The 12,718-nt window shown below is 46.9% G+C and carries 11 protein-coding genes, 1 other RNA gene and 7 pseudogenes; 3 read left to right on the top strand and 16 right to left on the bottom strand.

Annotated elements, in window-relative coordinates:
- Positions 1 to 36 precede the first annotated feature (36 nt).
- The 5 genes and pseudogenes from JZM24_RS09090 to JZM24_RS09070 all read right to left on the bottom strand — a co-directional run bounded on the left by JZM24_RS09090 (position 37) and on the right by JZM24_RS09070 (position 2,980).
- Entirely contained in the window at positions 37 to 261 is a 225-nt protein-coding gene (locus JZM24_RS09090; RefSeq protein WP_215669408.1) for a hypothetical protein, read from the bottom strand.
- 508 nt (positions 262 to 769) lie between these two features.
- Positions 770 to 988 (bottom strand): annotated as a pseudogene (locus tag JZM24_RS19700) (hypothetical protein); the annotation flags it as partial.
- Positions 975 to 1,565: pseudogene (locus JZM24_RS09080) on the bottom strand (YmfQ family protein). The pseudogenes JZM24_RS09080 and JZM24_RS19700, both read right to left, overlap by 14 nt.
- Before the next feature lie 5 nt (positions 1,566 to 1,570).
- A pseudogene (locus tag JZM24_RS09075) lies at positions 1,571 to 2,643 on the bottom strand (baseplate J/gp47 family protein).
- A pseudogene (locus tag JZM24_RS09070) lies at positions 2,633 to 2,980 on the bottom strand (phage GP46 family protein). Before JZM24_RS09070 ends, JZM24_RS09075 begins: the two co-directional pseudogenes overlap by 11 nt.
- 294 nt (positions 2,981 to 3,274) lie before the next feature.
- Here JZM24_RS09070 and JZM24_RS09065 point away from each other — a divergent pair.
- Positions 3,275 to 4,472 (top strand): annotated as a pseudogene (locus JZM24_RS09065) (IS3 family transposase).
- On the opposite strand, the gene JZM24_RS09060 reads toward JZM24_RS09065, so the two are convergent.
- Positions 4,469 to 4,909 carry a KilA-N domain-containing protein gene (locus JZM24_RS09060; protein WP_215669406.1) on the bottom strand — a complete coding sequence of 147 codons (441 nt, stop codon included), beginning with the start codon at positions 4,907 to 4,909 and terminating at the stop codon, positions 4,469 to 4,471. The pseudogene JZM24_RS09065 and the gene JZM24_RS09060 sit on opposite strands and share 4 nt — an antisense overlap.
- 110 nt (positions 4,910 to 5,019) lie before the next feature.
- Here JZM24_RS09060 and JZM24_RS09055 point away from each other — a divergent pair, with 110 nt between their 5' ends.
- Entirely contained in the window at positions 5,020 to 5,466 is a 447-nt protein-coding gene (locus tag JZM24_RS09055) for a hypothetical protein (protein ID WP_215669405.1), read from the top strand.
- A 10-nt stretch (positions 5,467 to 5,476) separates the two neighbouring features.
- On the opposite strand, the gene JZM24_RS09050 is transcribed toward JZM24_RS09055, so the two are convergent.
- From JZM24_RS09050 to JZM24_RS09025, 5 genes are all read right to left on the bottom strand, one after another.
- Positions 5,477 to 5,914, bottom strand: coding sequence for a single-stranded DNA-binding protein (locus tag JZM24_RS09050; RefSeq protein WP_215669404.1), 438 nt, complete (start codon positions 5,912 to 5,914; stop codon positions 5,477 to 5,479).
- Positions 5,911 to 6,432, bottom strand: coding sequence for a YqaJ viral recombinase family protein (locus tag JZM24_RS09045; protein ID WP_215669403.1), 522 nt, complete (start codon positions 6,430 to 6,432; stop codon positions 5,911 to 5,913). Before JZM24_RS09045 ends, JZM24_RS09050 begins: the two co-directional genes overlap by 4 nt.
- A gap of 84 nt (positions 6,433 to 6,516) precedes the next feature.
- Positions 6,517 to 7,023: a hypothetical protein gene (locus tag JZM24_RS19695; RefSeq protein ID WP_376775520.1), complete on the bottom strand. Its 507-nt coding sequence runs from the start codon at positions 7,021 to 7,023 to the stop codon at positions 6,517 to 6,519.
- The gene (locus JZM24_RS09030; RefSeq protein WP_215669401.1) at positions 7,023 to 7,310 is read right to left on the bottom strand and encodes a hypothetical protein; all 288 of its coding nucleotides are present in this window, start codon (positions 7,308 to 7,310) and stop codon (positions 7,023 to 7,025) included. The genes JZM24_RS19695 and JZM24_RS09030 overlap by 1 nt, the downstream gene beginning before the upstream one ends.
- Positions 7,311 to 7,900: 590 nt before the next feature.
- Complete coding sequence (locus JZM24_RS09025; RefSeq protein WP_215669400.1) at positions 7,901 to 8,173, bottom strand: Cox family DNA-binding protein; 273 nt, start codon at positions 8,171 to 8,173, stop codon at positions 7,901 to 7,903.
- A 186-nt stretch (positions 8,174 to 8,359) separates the two neighbouring features.
- On the opposite strand from JZM24_RS09025, the gene JZM24_RS09020 reads away from it, so the two are divergent.
- The gene (locus tag JZM24_RS09020) at positions 8,360 to 8,698 is read left to right on the top strand and encodes a helix-turn-helix domain-containing protein (RefSeq protein WP_215669399.1); all 339 of its coding nucleotides are present in this window, start codon (positions 8,360 to 8,362) and stop codon (positions 8,696 to 8,698) included.
- An 832-nt stretch (positions 8,699 to 9,530) separates the two neighbouring features.
- Here JZM24_RS09020 and JZM24_RS09015 read toward each other — a convergent pair.
- From JZM24_RS09015 to smpB, 5 genes and pseudogenes are all read right to left on the bottom strand, one after another.
- Positions 9,531 to 9,686, bottom strand: a complete 156-nt coding sequence (locus tag JZM24_RS09015; protein ID WP_215669398.1) for a hypothetical protein — start codon at positions 9,684 to 9,686, stop codon at positions 9,531 to 9,533.
- Between the two features lie 139 nt (positions 9,687 to 9,825).
- Positions 9,826 to 11,031: pseudogene (locus JZM24_RS09010) on the bottom strand (IS3 family transposase).
- Between the two features lie 91 nt (positions 11,032 to 11,122).
- Positions 11,123 to 11,576: pseudogene (locus JZM24_RS09005) on the bottom strand (integrase arm-type DNA-binding domain-containing protein); the annotation flags it as partial.
- Positions 11,577 to 11,741: 165 nt separating this feature from the next.
- Positions 11,742 to 12,126: a transfer-messenger RNA gene (gene ssrA, locus JZM24_RS09000) on the bottom strand.
- Between the two features lie 40 nt (positions 12,127 to 12,166).
- Complete coding sequence (gene smpB, locus JZM24_RS08995; protein WP_215669397.1) at positions 12,167 to 12,649, bottom strand: SsrA-binding protein SmpB; 483 nt, start codon at positions 12,647 to 12,649, stop codon at positions 12,167 to 12,169.
- Positions 12,650 to 12,718: the final 69 nt, after the last annotated feature.

The following is a 12,718-nucleotide window of genomic DNA, read 5'->3' as shown; positions in this document are numbered from 1 at the left end:
ATATCAATGAGTTATAAATAAACAGCTTAATAAATATTAATGACTTCGATACCAACCCATTAACGTAATAGAGGCATTGGTGATATTAATAGCGGTATTATTTTCTGTTTTGTTTGTGGTACCGGAAAAATCGTGATAATGGGATCCAATAACAACAATATGAGAATAATCATCGGTTTGATTTGTTGTTTTTTTGCCGTACTGCCATTGATTGTAAGATCCGTGCGCCTGTCCTGCTGCTTTCCAGTTATCACGGATCATCCCCTCAAATTCGTGTACGTGCCGCCCGGCATTATGCGTTCTTTTTTCACCATAATCAAAACTACTCGTTTGACCTGAGAAAGGATGTCCATGCGAAGGTAATTGTGCTTCGGTGAGTTTTATCGTGTCAGCTCCCCATACTTTTAATAAATCAGACCCATCTGTTTTAGCGAGCAGAATGGTTTTATTCTCCCCGATATATTGCCACGTTGTATTAGGAAATAGGGTATTCGAATTTGTATTGTGAGCAAAAAAAAGTGACTATTCCGATAGGATAAAGCGTATTAATTACCGTTTCTATTAAACCAAGGTTTTTAAGGAATAAAGTTTTGTCGGGGATATCTGCGCCATTTTCACTTTTGGCTAACTTTTGACTGAGTTGCTGTGTCACCGTTTCGGTAAATTTCTGGTCATTGCCCAATGCTTTTGAGAGCTTGCTTAGCGTGTTTAAATCTATTGGCGAGCCATCAATCAGCGCGTTTTTTGCTTTATTCGCTTCTGCCTCAGACAATTTTTTCACCGCCTGATAAAGCTGGTCATGATGGCTTTTATTCAGCCGAATACCTGCACGCTCGATAACGGTACAAACTTCCTCTTGTAGCGCATCACAAATATCACTATTCAATTTAGTTGACGGTGTGCCCGTAGTTGGATCGCCGTTGGTAAACCCGTTTTTCCCCTGCCCAAATTTATCTTTTTGTGCGGTAGAGGTATCAATTCGATGCATCATTTCCTCCTTTAGTGTAGGCAAACATGACTTGGGTATGTGAAGGACACTGGCGCTCAATAACACATTCCACGGCGCTATCTCCCCACGTCCTAATCGACTCATTGCAAGAACTGGTACAGCTAATCCAGCATACATTCGCTTCAGCAGGAATATTTACTCGCCAGTAATAGCGCCACTTATCGCCCCAAGTCGGATCTGGCGTACTATCAAGATGTTAAAATTGTTCTATTGTTTCTGTTGGATAGCCAAATATTTCCAACTGTTTTTTAAAAAAAGCCTCATTAATACCGCCCACAGTATTCACCTTGGCATCAAGCACTTGTTGTCTTTCTTCTAGCGTTTGCGCTCTATTAGCGAGGCATTTATCCGGCAGCCCGCATAATTTTTCGTAACGGTTAATTAATTCAACCGATTGGGCCGGATTAATTTCAATCATCAGGCTATCAGCATGTTGATGAGCCTGTGCCAGTGAAGGGGCTAGCCATTTAATGAGCGGATCTTCTTCATCCCATGTTGGGCCGGGTGGTAATAATTTTCGCAACAATTGCGTATATTCGTCGTCAAGATTTGTCATGATGCTCATTCCTTATATTTTGCCCACGTTACTTCACCCAATACCGACACTTCCGTCTGGGCTAATTCAATATCTGCCGTTGGCGCAATAAGACGATGAGCGACTTCACCTGCCGCAAGACTGATGGCTTCAGCGAGTCTTGAAAGAAAAAGCTTGCTGCCGGGTTCGCCTTCTCGCTGTAAGAAGGCTTTGATTTCTGCGATGACAGCGGTTCGAATTTCGGATGTATCTGTCGATAAGGCAAGCGAGAGAGGGACGCTTTTTTCTGTTACCGCAAAAACCGTTAAGCCACTACCCGCAACGGGGGCAAGGGGTAAGATGTGCTCTCTGACTTTGGTTAATATTTCCTGTGTGGGGGCAGGATGGTCTACATCATCACTGGAAACCATGACCCCAACCGTGCCGATACCGTTCTTGTGTCGATGTGTCCATGCCCGGCTTATTCCCAGGACTTCTTTCGCCCAACGAACATAATCACTATCCGCACCCACTTGCGGCGTATCGTACCAGCGCGCCATGATGTGCGTTGTCGCCAGCTATCCAAATCTTCAATATCGGCTCCTGTCCTGATGTTATCGGCATAACCGGTCGACGATAAACCAGAAATAGGCGTAGCAAGTCGTAGCGCAATGCCGTCCTCACAATTGCCAGCCTGACCGCTGCTTTTTGCAACGACGGGTACGCGAAGTACACCCTTTGCTGAAGTTATTGGCGCTGTGGTGGTGTATATTTGACCATCATCACGGTGTATTTCAGTGTCAGCGGGCACCGATATGGCATTTTGTACACTTTCCCAGCGAACAAATCCGCTCGCTTTGGTTGCCCATTTTCGTGGACAACGCTTGATATTGCCGTGTCGGGTCAACCAGTCTTCATCGGCTAAATCCGGCAAGATATTACGCGCTAAATAATCGATATAGCCGTATAGGGTATGAATAGCGGCGGCCTGTACTCTGGCGTACACCTCGGCATCGAGGCGGCGCAATACGCTATCTTCATTAAATCGTGTGAGTAAATCACCGCGAATGGTGTCTATCAGTTGTGGCAGGGTCGGGCGCGAAAAACCGCTATTTTGCATGGATCACGCTCCACAAATTATTGATGATCATCGTTTTTATGTTATGGTCAGGTAACGTCAGGATGATAGTTGCCATTAATCTATCTAGATTTAAGCGTACTACCTCAATATCAACCCGAAGCGCTACCCCGTCCTCCATCATCCACTTGAGCGCCTGAGCGATATATTCCTTCGCTCTTTACGCCGTTTGATGGGTTAAGGTTGTGCGTTTCAGCAGATGCAATCGAGAGCCAATCCGGTCATTTTGTACGGTCGGCCAAGTATCGCCACACCACCCAAACCGCGTATCTGTGTCATCATCCGGTTCAGCGCGTTGCCAGGTGAAAAGCGATATCATCACTGCCCGCCTGAGCCGTTCCTGATCGGGTAACGCAGTATTCACTTTTTATTCATCAGCATATTATTTACATCTACATCTGTTGATTGGGCTTGCCTGTTATGCCACCGCTATCACCTTTGTGATCGTGGGTATTGTATTGCGCTCGCATGGTGCTCAATGAGCCGGTTTTGTCCTGTACTTCTGCCTGTGAAACGATGGATTGATTTATCCCCCTGAAACACCAGACAGTAGCTGTATCTCCAGATAAGAGATAGGCTTGAATATATGTCTAACACTAACGCCAATTTTGATATGACCGGGATCCTGTTAGGTCAAGAAGTCCGTAAACGTAAAACTCCTCAGGAAAAAATGGCCATTATTCAGCAGAGGATGGAGCCCGGCATGAATGTCTCCCATCTCGCACGACTGCACGGTATCCAGCCCAGCCTGCTGTTTAAGTGGAAAAAGCAATATCAGGAAGGAAGCCTCACCGCCGGGGAGGACGTTGTTCCTGCCTCTGAGCTTGCAGCTGCATTGAAGCAGGTCCGGGAGCTCCAGCGCCTTCTGGGTAAGAAGACGATGGAGGTTGAGATCCTAAAAGAAGCCGTGGAGTACGGCCAGTCACGAAAATGGATAGCGCACGCGCCCTTGTTGCCAAAGGCCGGGGAATAGCACAGGTCAGCCGCGCCATGAGCGTGTCGCGTGCGCCGCTGTCACTGCGGATTAAGCGTTCTGCCGACTGGCAGGACAGGCGCTGTAACCGGCGTAATGACGAAGCAGACGCTGAAATACTGTCGGACATCCTCGACATCATCAGCGATATGCCCAGCTACGGCTATCGGCGGGTGTGGGGCATCCTGTGTAAACAACGTCGCGCAGAGGGACTGCCGCCGGTAAATGCGAAACGACTTTACAGGATCATGTGTGAGCATAACCTGCTGTTATTACATTGAAAACCAGAGCGGCCGAGGCGTGAGCATAAGGCAGGATCGCGGTGGCAGAAAGCGATATTCGCTGGTGTTCAGATGGCTTCGAGTTCGGCTGCGACAACGGTGAAAAACTGCGGGTCACGTTCGCACTGGACTGCTGCGACAGAGAGGCCATAGACTGGGCTGCGAGCACTGGAGGCTACGACAGTTCGACCGTGCAGGATGTGATGCTGATGTCGGTAGAAAAGCGCTTCGGCGACAGGTTACCCGATACAGCGGTGCAGTGGTTGACGGACAACGGTTCAGCGTATACCGCGCATGAAACGCAGAGGTTCGCCAGAGAACTGGATCTGGAGCCCTGCACAACAGCGGTGAGCAGCCCGCAGAGAAATGGCATGGCCGAACGGTTCGTGAAGACGATGAAGGAAGACTATATCGAGTTCATGCCAAAACCGGATGCGAGAACAGCCCTGCGAAACCTTGCAGCAGCGTTCACGCATTACAATGAAAACCATCCGCACAGCGCGCTGGGATATCACTCTCCGAGAGAATACCGGCGGCAGCGGGCTTCGTTAACTTAAGATACAAAAGCTGTACGGAGATGGCGGGGCAAGATCATACGTAGCTCCTGCTTGTAAAAAGCGAGCATTGCCAATCCAGCTTGAACTTTTTCAACCAGTACGCCGTTGCTGTCTTTTACTGAATTACGAAATTGTTCATATACTTGAACTTCAAAGGTAGTTTCAATCCATGCAGCATAGCGAATAGCAACAAGTTCGTCTGCCCAAGTACCAGATTCTAGGCCACCTTTAATGACGTTAACCGAAGCCCTTTTTTGGGATTCGCTCAAAGATTGTACAAATGCGGCAATACCATCAGAACGCATAAATTTTGAAGGACGCTGAGAATCTGTCGCTTTACCTTGCACCACTGCCGCACGATGTAAATCATTCAAACTGTAACGCCAGAATGCGTCCTGACGGACGACGGTATTTTCAATTACAATTAATTTAGTCATAATAATTTCTTCATTGTTAAATGAATTTTTTTGAAAAGTGTTGACGGGGTAAAATTTTGCTTGTTGACCCTAAAAGGGTTTAAACTAAAGAAAAAACAGGAGATTCCCTAATGGGTCAAGTTGCATTTGATACTCAAGAATTCGTCGAAACACTAGAAAACGCAGGGTTGCCGAAAAATCAGGCCAGAGCAATTTCTATCGCTGTTCGCAAGTCACACGAAGTGGCAGATGTAGCAACCAAGGCGGATATCGCCGAAGTGAACCGCAACATTGCTGATGTTCGGAAAGATACAGCGGCTCAGTTCGAGAAAACCAACATCAAAATTGACGATGTCCGCAAAGATTTATCCGCTGAGATTGCCAATGTTCGTAAGGATATTGAACATCGCTTTGAAAAAGTTGAAGCGCAAATCGTCGATTCCCGTAAAGATACAGCCGCTCAAATTGCTTTACTTCGTAAAGATGTTGAAAGTATATCAACTTGGTTACTCATAAAAATGGCGGGTATGATGGCTGCTATCATCGGCATCGCTACGGCAATCATGAAATTTTTCTAAACTATTTCCATCAAAAGGGGATATCGGTGTCATAAAATGGGTCTAACGTTACATTTCCAGATTGACTTGCTAACGGTTTATTCTGCTGAGGTTTGTTGTCAGTCTTGCTGGAAAAATCAATCTCTTTAACTAGAACAACAGCGCTTGTTTTTTCTGTACCATCTTTGCCCGTCCAACTTTCGAGTAAAAATCGCCCGATAACAGTAACCTTGGTTCCTCGTGTCAGATAAATGGGTAACTTTTCAGCTTTGGCACCAAACATTCGACACTGCACCCAAGAGGTTTTCTCATGCTCGCCGTATCCTTGCTTGACAGGTAAGGAGAATGTGGCAATCAGCTTGCCGTTTGTAGTGCTGCGTGTCGTACAGTCACCGCCAAGATTGCCGGAAAATATCACAGTGTTTATTGTCATTATGTTGTCTCGCTTATGATTGATGATTTCAATCAACTTTTTTCTATAACATCACAGGTAGTGACAACCAGATGAAGAAACGCTTTTCTTCTTGCTCTAAGTTGATCAATCTCTTCTTTGTAATCTTTGCGATACAATCTATGAGAGATTAATAGCCGATGCTCAGGAAAGTCGCTGCAATAGCTGACAAAATCGACCCAATACCTTCCCGTGCAATCAAGATGGCCTATGAGTTGCCATTTATACACCGGGTAAAACGTTCTACGTTTCAATGTTTCAAAATGCACAGCAGCGGTAACGGATTTAATTTCAATAACACCATCATTTCCAACTAATCCGTCTGGACTATCGCCATAATTACAGCAATCAAAAAATCCGCCATTGGTTACATCAACAAAGTTTGTTTCTTCATATAGCCTTCTGGCTATTGGCTCCTGCTCGTGTCCGCGTAACATGTGGTCATTAGTAAAACTAAATTCTGATTTTTCCCTGTAATAATTTCCAGGGCAATCTGTAACGCATATCGCTTGGCTGGTTCGCCGAAAGCTTTTCACTGGTTGGCCATAAAACAGTTAAATTGCTATGCTGTCACCTTTCCTAAACGAAGCTCATCCCACGCTTCTGTATTTTGCTGCACGTCATGCCATTGCATTAACGCACTCCTTCTTAAGGCGTTCTTGGTCTTCCTGCGACATCTCAACATGCGCTAATACTTTATCGAGCGACCCATTATTGACGTAGCTCTGTTTGGCCTTTTCCCACATTTCAACCTGAGTGGGTGTTAGTGTTTTTTTCTGAGTAATGGCAGGATAGACTCTTAATCTTTCGACATATTCACGTCCAAACTCGACATGCTCAACCTCAATTATCACGGTTAAATTCTGCCAGTCTTCGATAAATGACGAGCCTGATATTTTTTTAATGACCTTGCTATTGGTTGCATTAAGAATCATTGGCTTAAGTTTTTCGTTTGGTCTAATCTGTTTATCTTTGAAATAAGCTGTATTGAACCTGTCTTGAGTTTTCTTGGTTTTATCTGATTCAAGCACAACATGAGAGATAGTTAATACTATCGGCTCAACAATATCAGCGCTGCTCAAATAAGGGGAATCGAACGCCTTTCTATAATGCGTTTTTTCAGTCATTAAGCGGACACCTCGTAGTAAGTATCACGGCATCGCATCAAATACAAAATTTGTTCGACTTTTTGGGTTACATCGTACAAGACTTCATCGAATCCGTCGGTAGTTTCGAGTGCCAGTAACCATGCGTCGTATTCATCGCCCTTATCTGCATCGGAGAGTTTTTGAGCAAGATAAGCGTTGTTTAAACTTTCGTATAAATATTCCCCGCCCGGATGACAGAATTCCGCTTCTTCAATCGTTAATTTTTTTAGCGCTCGAAGAATTTCATTTTCAGTTTGAATGTTCATGTGGCTTCCTTCTTCGGCGATAGCGGTTCTTGACCGTATAGAGATAAGCTTTGGGTAGGAATCGATTATTGATGCTGTCAGTAGGGTATCTGTCTACTTGATTTTTAAATGACGCAAGGAGATTTACGACATCGTGTTCTTGTGTGTGATGTTCGGCGGGTTCACGCCATATGTTATTAATGATTTCTTCGGTTGAGCGTTTTCTTAGTAAACTTAATCTTATTGTGCGTATTCGAGATTGGTCGCGATAATGCATTTGACGCCGTTCACGGCAACGTTGGCGAGCATTCATTGATGAATATCTCATCCATAAAAAGATTTATGCTAAGCACGAAACGTACTTACTACAAATCCACCTATTGGTTATTCAGTGTTTGTGTACACCTGTATCGGCATACCCCGTTCGGAAAGTCCCTACGAAAGTAGGCTAAACTTCGCTTCACATAAACTTCATGCTCAGCTATCAGCAAATTACATGCGCAACTTCCCTGCCATCCGTTTCACAGACTTTTTTGCTGATACCGTATTGTTAAAGAGCAGTTCCGCGGGAAACGCTGGCTATGGACTTTTATTCAAATTTTTTGCTTGGTTCACAACCCAATCCATTTAAGCCAAGCATCACGTTCTTCTGCGGGACGGTTAAAGTAGGCTTCTCGTACCATGCGGTTGAATTCAGGCAGGTATATCCACCTTTCGCCAACTCTAGCGTTGGGTTTGTTTGGATCGCGCAAGTTAATGACGGGTAACTTTTGGTTTTCAACCATGTCATTGACTGCACTAGGCGTTTTACCGAGCAATTCAGCAAATTTTTTTATGTTCACTGCGTTTATCGGATATCTGATCTCGTAGTCGTCGTTGCTCACTTCGCCCCCTAATTAATCCTTTCCAACCGCTTCATGCCGCTTCTAACCGCTTAAAAACCCAATTTCTGGTATGCTTAACACTGGATGCATTTGCCGCGATTTACCAGGTTTTGGTCGTGTTTGGCGGCATCACACAAAATATCCTATATAGGATCATATAATAGTACCTAATTAGGAGCAAGTCAAATGAAGTTAAGTGATAAAATTAAAGCGATGCGTATAGCTGAGGGGTTGAGTCAAAATCAGTTATGCGAACTTATTGGATTGCCTAGAAGTACTCTTTCTAAGTATGAAAGCGGATTATTTGAACCTGGTGGAAACGCTTTACTGAAGTACACAAAACATCCAGTATTTTCTAAATACACCATGTGGTTAATGACAGATGAAATCTCACCATCAGCCGGTCAAATAGCTCCGGTTCTCACACACTGTGGAGCCGATGGAGAGGAAGCACAAAAGCAGACAAGAAAAACGGGCGAGGACTCGGATGTAAGATCATCCCACTACGCCCAGAAAACTGGATAAATATACAAGGTGAGTTTGATAATTGGTTAGCTAATCAAGATAGTTTCTGGGAGTTCTTGCTGAAATTTATTGGATGTTGAAACGGATAAGGGATGATGCTATAAAAATTAATAAGCTACTATTTTATTTAAAAATTAGCCTATGAGAAATCAGCAAGCTAGCTGCTTGCTGATTTCTCATAGTGCCAGATTAGTGACGTCACTGGAGTGCCACAATAGTGTCATTAGAGTGTCACAACTTGCCACTTTTGCCATTTGTGAATGCAGATTATGCCAGTATTTTCAATAACTTAAAAACATACCAACTATCTTTTAATCAATTGGTCGCAGGTTCTAATCCTGCACGACCCACCACTTTCCGTTTTTTTCTTGATTACCTCATTCCTTGCCGTACCGGCCCGAAAATCTGTTGTCGCTAAAAGCGCCGCTTGACGACAAATAACTACCGCATCCCTTTACCGGCCCCGTGCGTTGGCATCAGGTCAATCGCGTCAGACGGCGCCTTTGCCATCACCATCAAACACTCGTGACGACGGGCAAGCCTACGGGCGTCATTGGACGTCTTCGACGTGGCGGTCAGCGTGACCGGCTACTACAGCATGATCTATAACTTTGGCCTGCCGAATGCCCAGAGCGAGGCCCCGGCGTGGGGGCACAAATACGCCAGGCAGGCGATGAAATGAAAACCCACCTGCGCTAGCGCCAGCATTCACCTCAGGCATAACAAAACCGCTGTCCGGTAACGGGCAGCGGCCTGATGATAAAGCGCCGCAGGGAGGCGCCCGGCTGGCGCAGGCATCAGCGCGCGCAACAACGCCCTGTCATCCGCCGCCTTAATGCCCCCCGCCGCCGCCCTGCGGACTGAACGGCGGTTTCGCCAGCCAGATGACCAGGATCAGGGCGAAAAAGATCCACCCCAGCAGCGTAAAATAGTCCACGGTCAACAGCATATACGCCTGCCCTTCCACCAAACGGTCCAGCTGCGCCATCGTGCTTTGGTTATTGCCTCCCAAACTCTCAATGTAGGACTGGGTCGCGGGGCTGTAGGTCGTGACATCCTCGGTCAATTGGGCGTGGTGGAAAATCTCGCGTGATCTTGCCCCGCCATCTCCGTACAGCTTTTGTATCTTAAGTTAACGAAGCCCGCTGCCGCCGGTATTCTCTCGGAGAGTGATATCCCAGCGCGCTGTGCGGATGGTTTTCATTGTAATGCGTGAACGCTGCTGCAAGGTTTCGCAGGGCTGTTCTCGCATCCGGTTTTGGCATGAACTCGATATAGTCTTCCTTCATCGTCTTCACGAACCGTTCGGCCATGCCATTGCTCTGCGGGCTGCTCACCGCTGTTGTGCAGGGCTCCAGATCCAGTTCTCTGGCGAACCTCTGCGTTTCATGCGCGGTATACGCTGAACCGTTGTCCGTCAACCACTGCACCGCTGTATCGGGTAACCTGTCGCCGAAGCGCTTTTCTACCGACATCAGCATCACATCCTGCACGGTCGAACTGTCGTAGCCTACAGTGCTCGCAGCCCAGTCTATGGCCTCTCTGTCGCAGCAGTCCAGTGCGAACGTGACCCGCAGTTTTTCACCGTTGTCGCAGCCGAACTCGAAGCCATCTGAACACCAGCGCATATCGCTTTCTGCCACCGCGATCCTGCCCTTATGCTCACGCCTCGGCCGCTCTGGTTTTCAATGTAATAACAGCAGGTTATGCTCACACATGATCCTGTAAAGTCGTTTCGCATTTACCGGCGGCAGTCCCTCTGCGCGACGTTGTTTACACAGGATGCCCCACACCCGCCGATAGCCGTAGCTGGGCATATCGCTGATGATGTCGAGGATGTCCGACAGTATTTCAGCGTCTGCTTCGTCATTACGCCGGTTACAGCGCCTGTCCTGCCAGTCGGCAGAACGCTTAATCCGCAGTGACAGCGGCGCACGCGACCCGCTCATGGCGCGGCTGACCTGTGCTATTCCCCGGCCTTTGGCAACAAGGGCGCGTGCGCTATCCATTTTCGTGACTGGCCGTACTCCACGGCTTCTTTTAGGATCTCAACCTCCATCGTCTTCTTACCCAGAAGGCGCTGGAGCTCCCGGACCTGCTTCAATGCAGCTGCAAGCTCAGAGGCAGGAACAACGTCCTCCCCGGCAGCCAGCGGTGAGGCTGCCTTCCTGATATTGCTTTTTCCACTTAAACAGCAGGCTGGGCTGGATACCGTGCAGTCGTGCGAGATGGGAGACATTCATGCCGGGCTCCATCCTCTGCTGAATAATGGCCATTTTTTCCTGAGGAGTTTTACGTTTACGGACTTCTTGACCTAACGGGATCCCGGTCATATCAAAATTGGCGTTAGTGTTAGACATATATTCAAGCCTATCTCTTATCTGGAGATACAGCTACTGTCTGGTGTTTCAGGGGGATAAATCAGATCTCTTTGATAGGAACGTTGCCTAAACCGGGGAAGATATTTCGTTCAAGGCTACGCCAGATGTCTTCTGCGTGGTCTGGAGAGATACCAGAGGTCTTAACCTTCTCATCTCGCAACAGTCTGTAGTGTGTGCTCAGTGGCATCCTTAAGAGCATTGGCTTTATCGTTGTTGTGAATCTGCGGATCAATACCGTTTGCAAGCAATGACAAGTATTCATCACGTAAAGCCCGTGCCTTGGCAAGTGTGAGATGAGGATAGCTTCCTAAGCTCATCTTTGTTCGCTTTTTAGTTACTGGCACTGCATACCTGAAATACCAATTTTTCTTACCACCCTTTGATAGGGGAGCGATTCGTAGCATCAGGCCTTCACCATCAAAAAGGTTGATCTCCTTTTCTGCTGGCTTGGTATTTTTGATTTTAGTGTCATTGAGTTTCTTAGCAATCTTTGCCATTTTAGGACCCTCGATTTTGGGACCCTTTGCACCGGGTCCCAAAAAGGGTGCCATAACGAGTAGCTTCTAGCAAATCTCAGTAGACTTCTGTAGACGTAAAAAAGCCCGCAAGGCTGGTTCCAAGCGGGCTTAGTAGACTTCAGTATACGTCATAATACTAAAAAGTGGTGGAGCTGGCGGGATTTGAACCCGCGTCCGGAATTTCTACGCCTTCGGCACTACATGCTTAGTCCAGTCTTTACATTCACCTGTCAGCTGCGGACGGACACGCCACTAACAAACTAGCCTGATTAGTTTTAACGCTTCAGCCCCAGGCAGGACATCCACGCGATCTCTTTTGGGTTTGACCTCCCTTGATCCCCGTCCTAAGAGCGGAGGCTAGGGAGAGAGGGAATCTTCAGGTTATTAAGCTGATTAGGCTGCTAAAGCAGTTTTAGATTCGAATTGCGAGTCGTTCGCAATTATTTTTTTGAGGCTTTTTTACGAGGCCAGCCACACCTCGGCATGCACCTTAGGTTTCGCAAATCCCGTCGAGTCCAGGATCAGCCCCGAGTTGTTAATTTCATTATAGCAAACTTACAATGGCAAGGCTATCGGCCGACGTGCTTCATGATGCGCGCTTTATCGAGTTGCCATTCGCGTTCCTTGATATCTGTCCGTTTATCGTACTCTTTCTTACCTTTGGCCACGCCGATTTTCACTTTCACCCACGCGTTTTTCCAATACAGCGAGAGCGCCACCACGGTGTAACCTTCACGGTTAACGCGGCCGAACAGTGAATCCAGTTCACGCTTATTGAGCAATAGCTTGCGGGTTCGCATCGGGTCACAGACCACATGCGAAGAGGCTACAGTCAACGGTTGGAAGGTGGCGCCAAAAAGGTAGGCTTCGCCATCCTTGAGCAGCACATAGCTGTCGCTGATGTTCGCTTTGCCGGCGCGTAGCGATTTTACTTCCCATCCCTGCAGCGAGAGTCCCGCCTCGAACTCCTGTTCTATAAAGTATTCGTGTCGGGCGCGTTTGTTTTGCGCAATGGTAGCTGAACCGGGTTTGTGTGCTTTTTTCTTTGTCATAGTGCGCAATATTATACAGTTAACCTCGGGGAAGAAAAGCTTTCCTCTAAGGCGTACGGGCTTTTGATC

Source organism: Candidatus Sodalis endolongispinus (genome assembly GCF_018777395.1).
Taxonomy (GTDB): Bacteria; Pseudomonadota; Gammaproteobacteria; order Enterobacterales; family Enterobacteriaceae; genus Sodalis_B; species Sodalis_B endolongispinus.
The sequence above is the reverse complement of the archived record's forward strand: the minus strand, read 5'-3'. Positions and strand labels throughout refer to the sequence as shown.

Excerpts from the sequence above, each read along its gene's own strand:
- JZM24_RS09090 (WP_215669408.1), bottom strand. The coding sequence starts at position 261 with ATGATCCGTGATAACTGGAAAGCAGCAGGACAGGCGCACGGATCTTAC.
- JZM24_RS09060 (WP_215669406.1), bottom strand. The coding sequence starts at position 4,909 with ATGACTAAATTAATTGTAATTGAAAATACCGTCGTCCGTCAGGACGCA.
- JZM24_RS09055 (WP_215669405.1), top strand. The coding sequence starts at position 5,020 with ATGGGTCAAGTTGCATTTGATACTCAAGAATTCGTCGAAACACTAGAA.
- JZM24_RS19695 (WP_376775520.1), bottom strand. The coding sequence starts at position 7,023 with ATGACTGAAAAAACGCATTATAGAAAGGCGTTCGATTCCCCTTATTTG.
- JZM24_RS09030 (WP_215669401.1), bottom strand. The coding sequence starts at position 7,310 with ATGAACATTCAAACTGAAAATGAAATTCTTCGAGCGCTAAAAAAATTA.
- JZM24_RS09020 (WP_215669399.1), top strand. The coding sequence starts at position 8,360 with ATGAAGTTAAGTGATAAAATTAAAGCGATGCGTATAGCTGAGGGGTTG.
- JZM24_RS09015 (WP_215669398.1), bottom strand. The coding sequence starts at position 9,686 with ATGGCGCAGCTGGACCGTTTGGTGGAAGGGCAGGCGTATATGCTGTTG.
- smpB (WP_215669397.1), bottom strand. The coding sequence starts at position 12,649 with ATGACAAAGAAAAAAGCACACAAACCCGGTTCAGCTACCATTGCGCAA.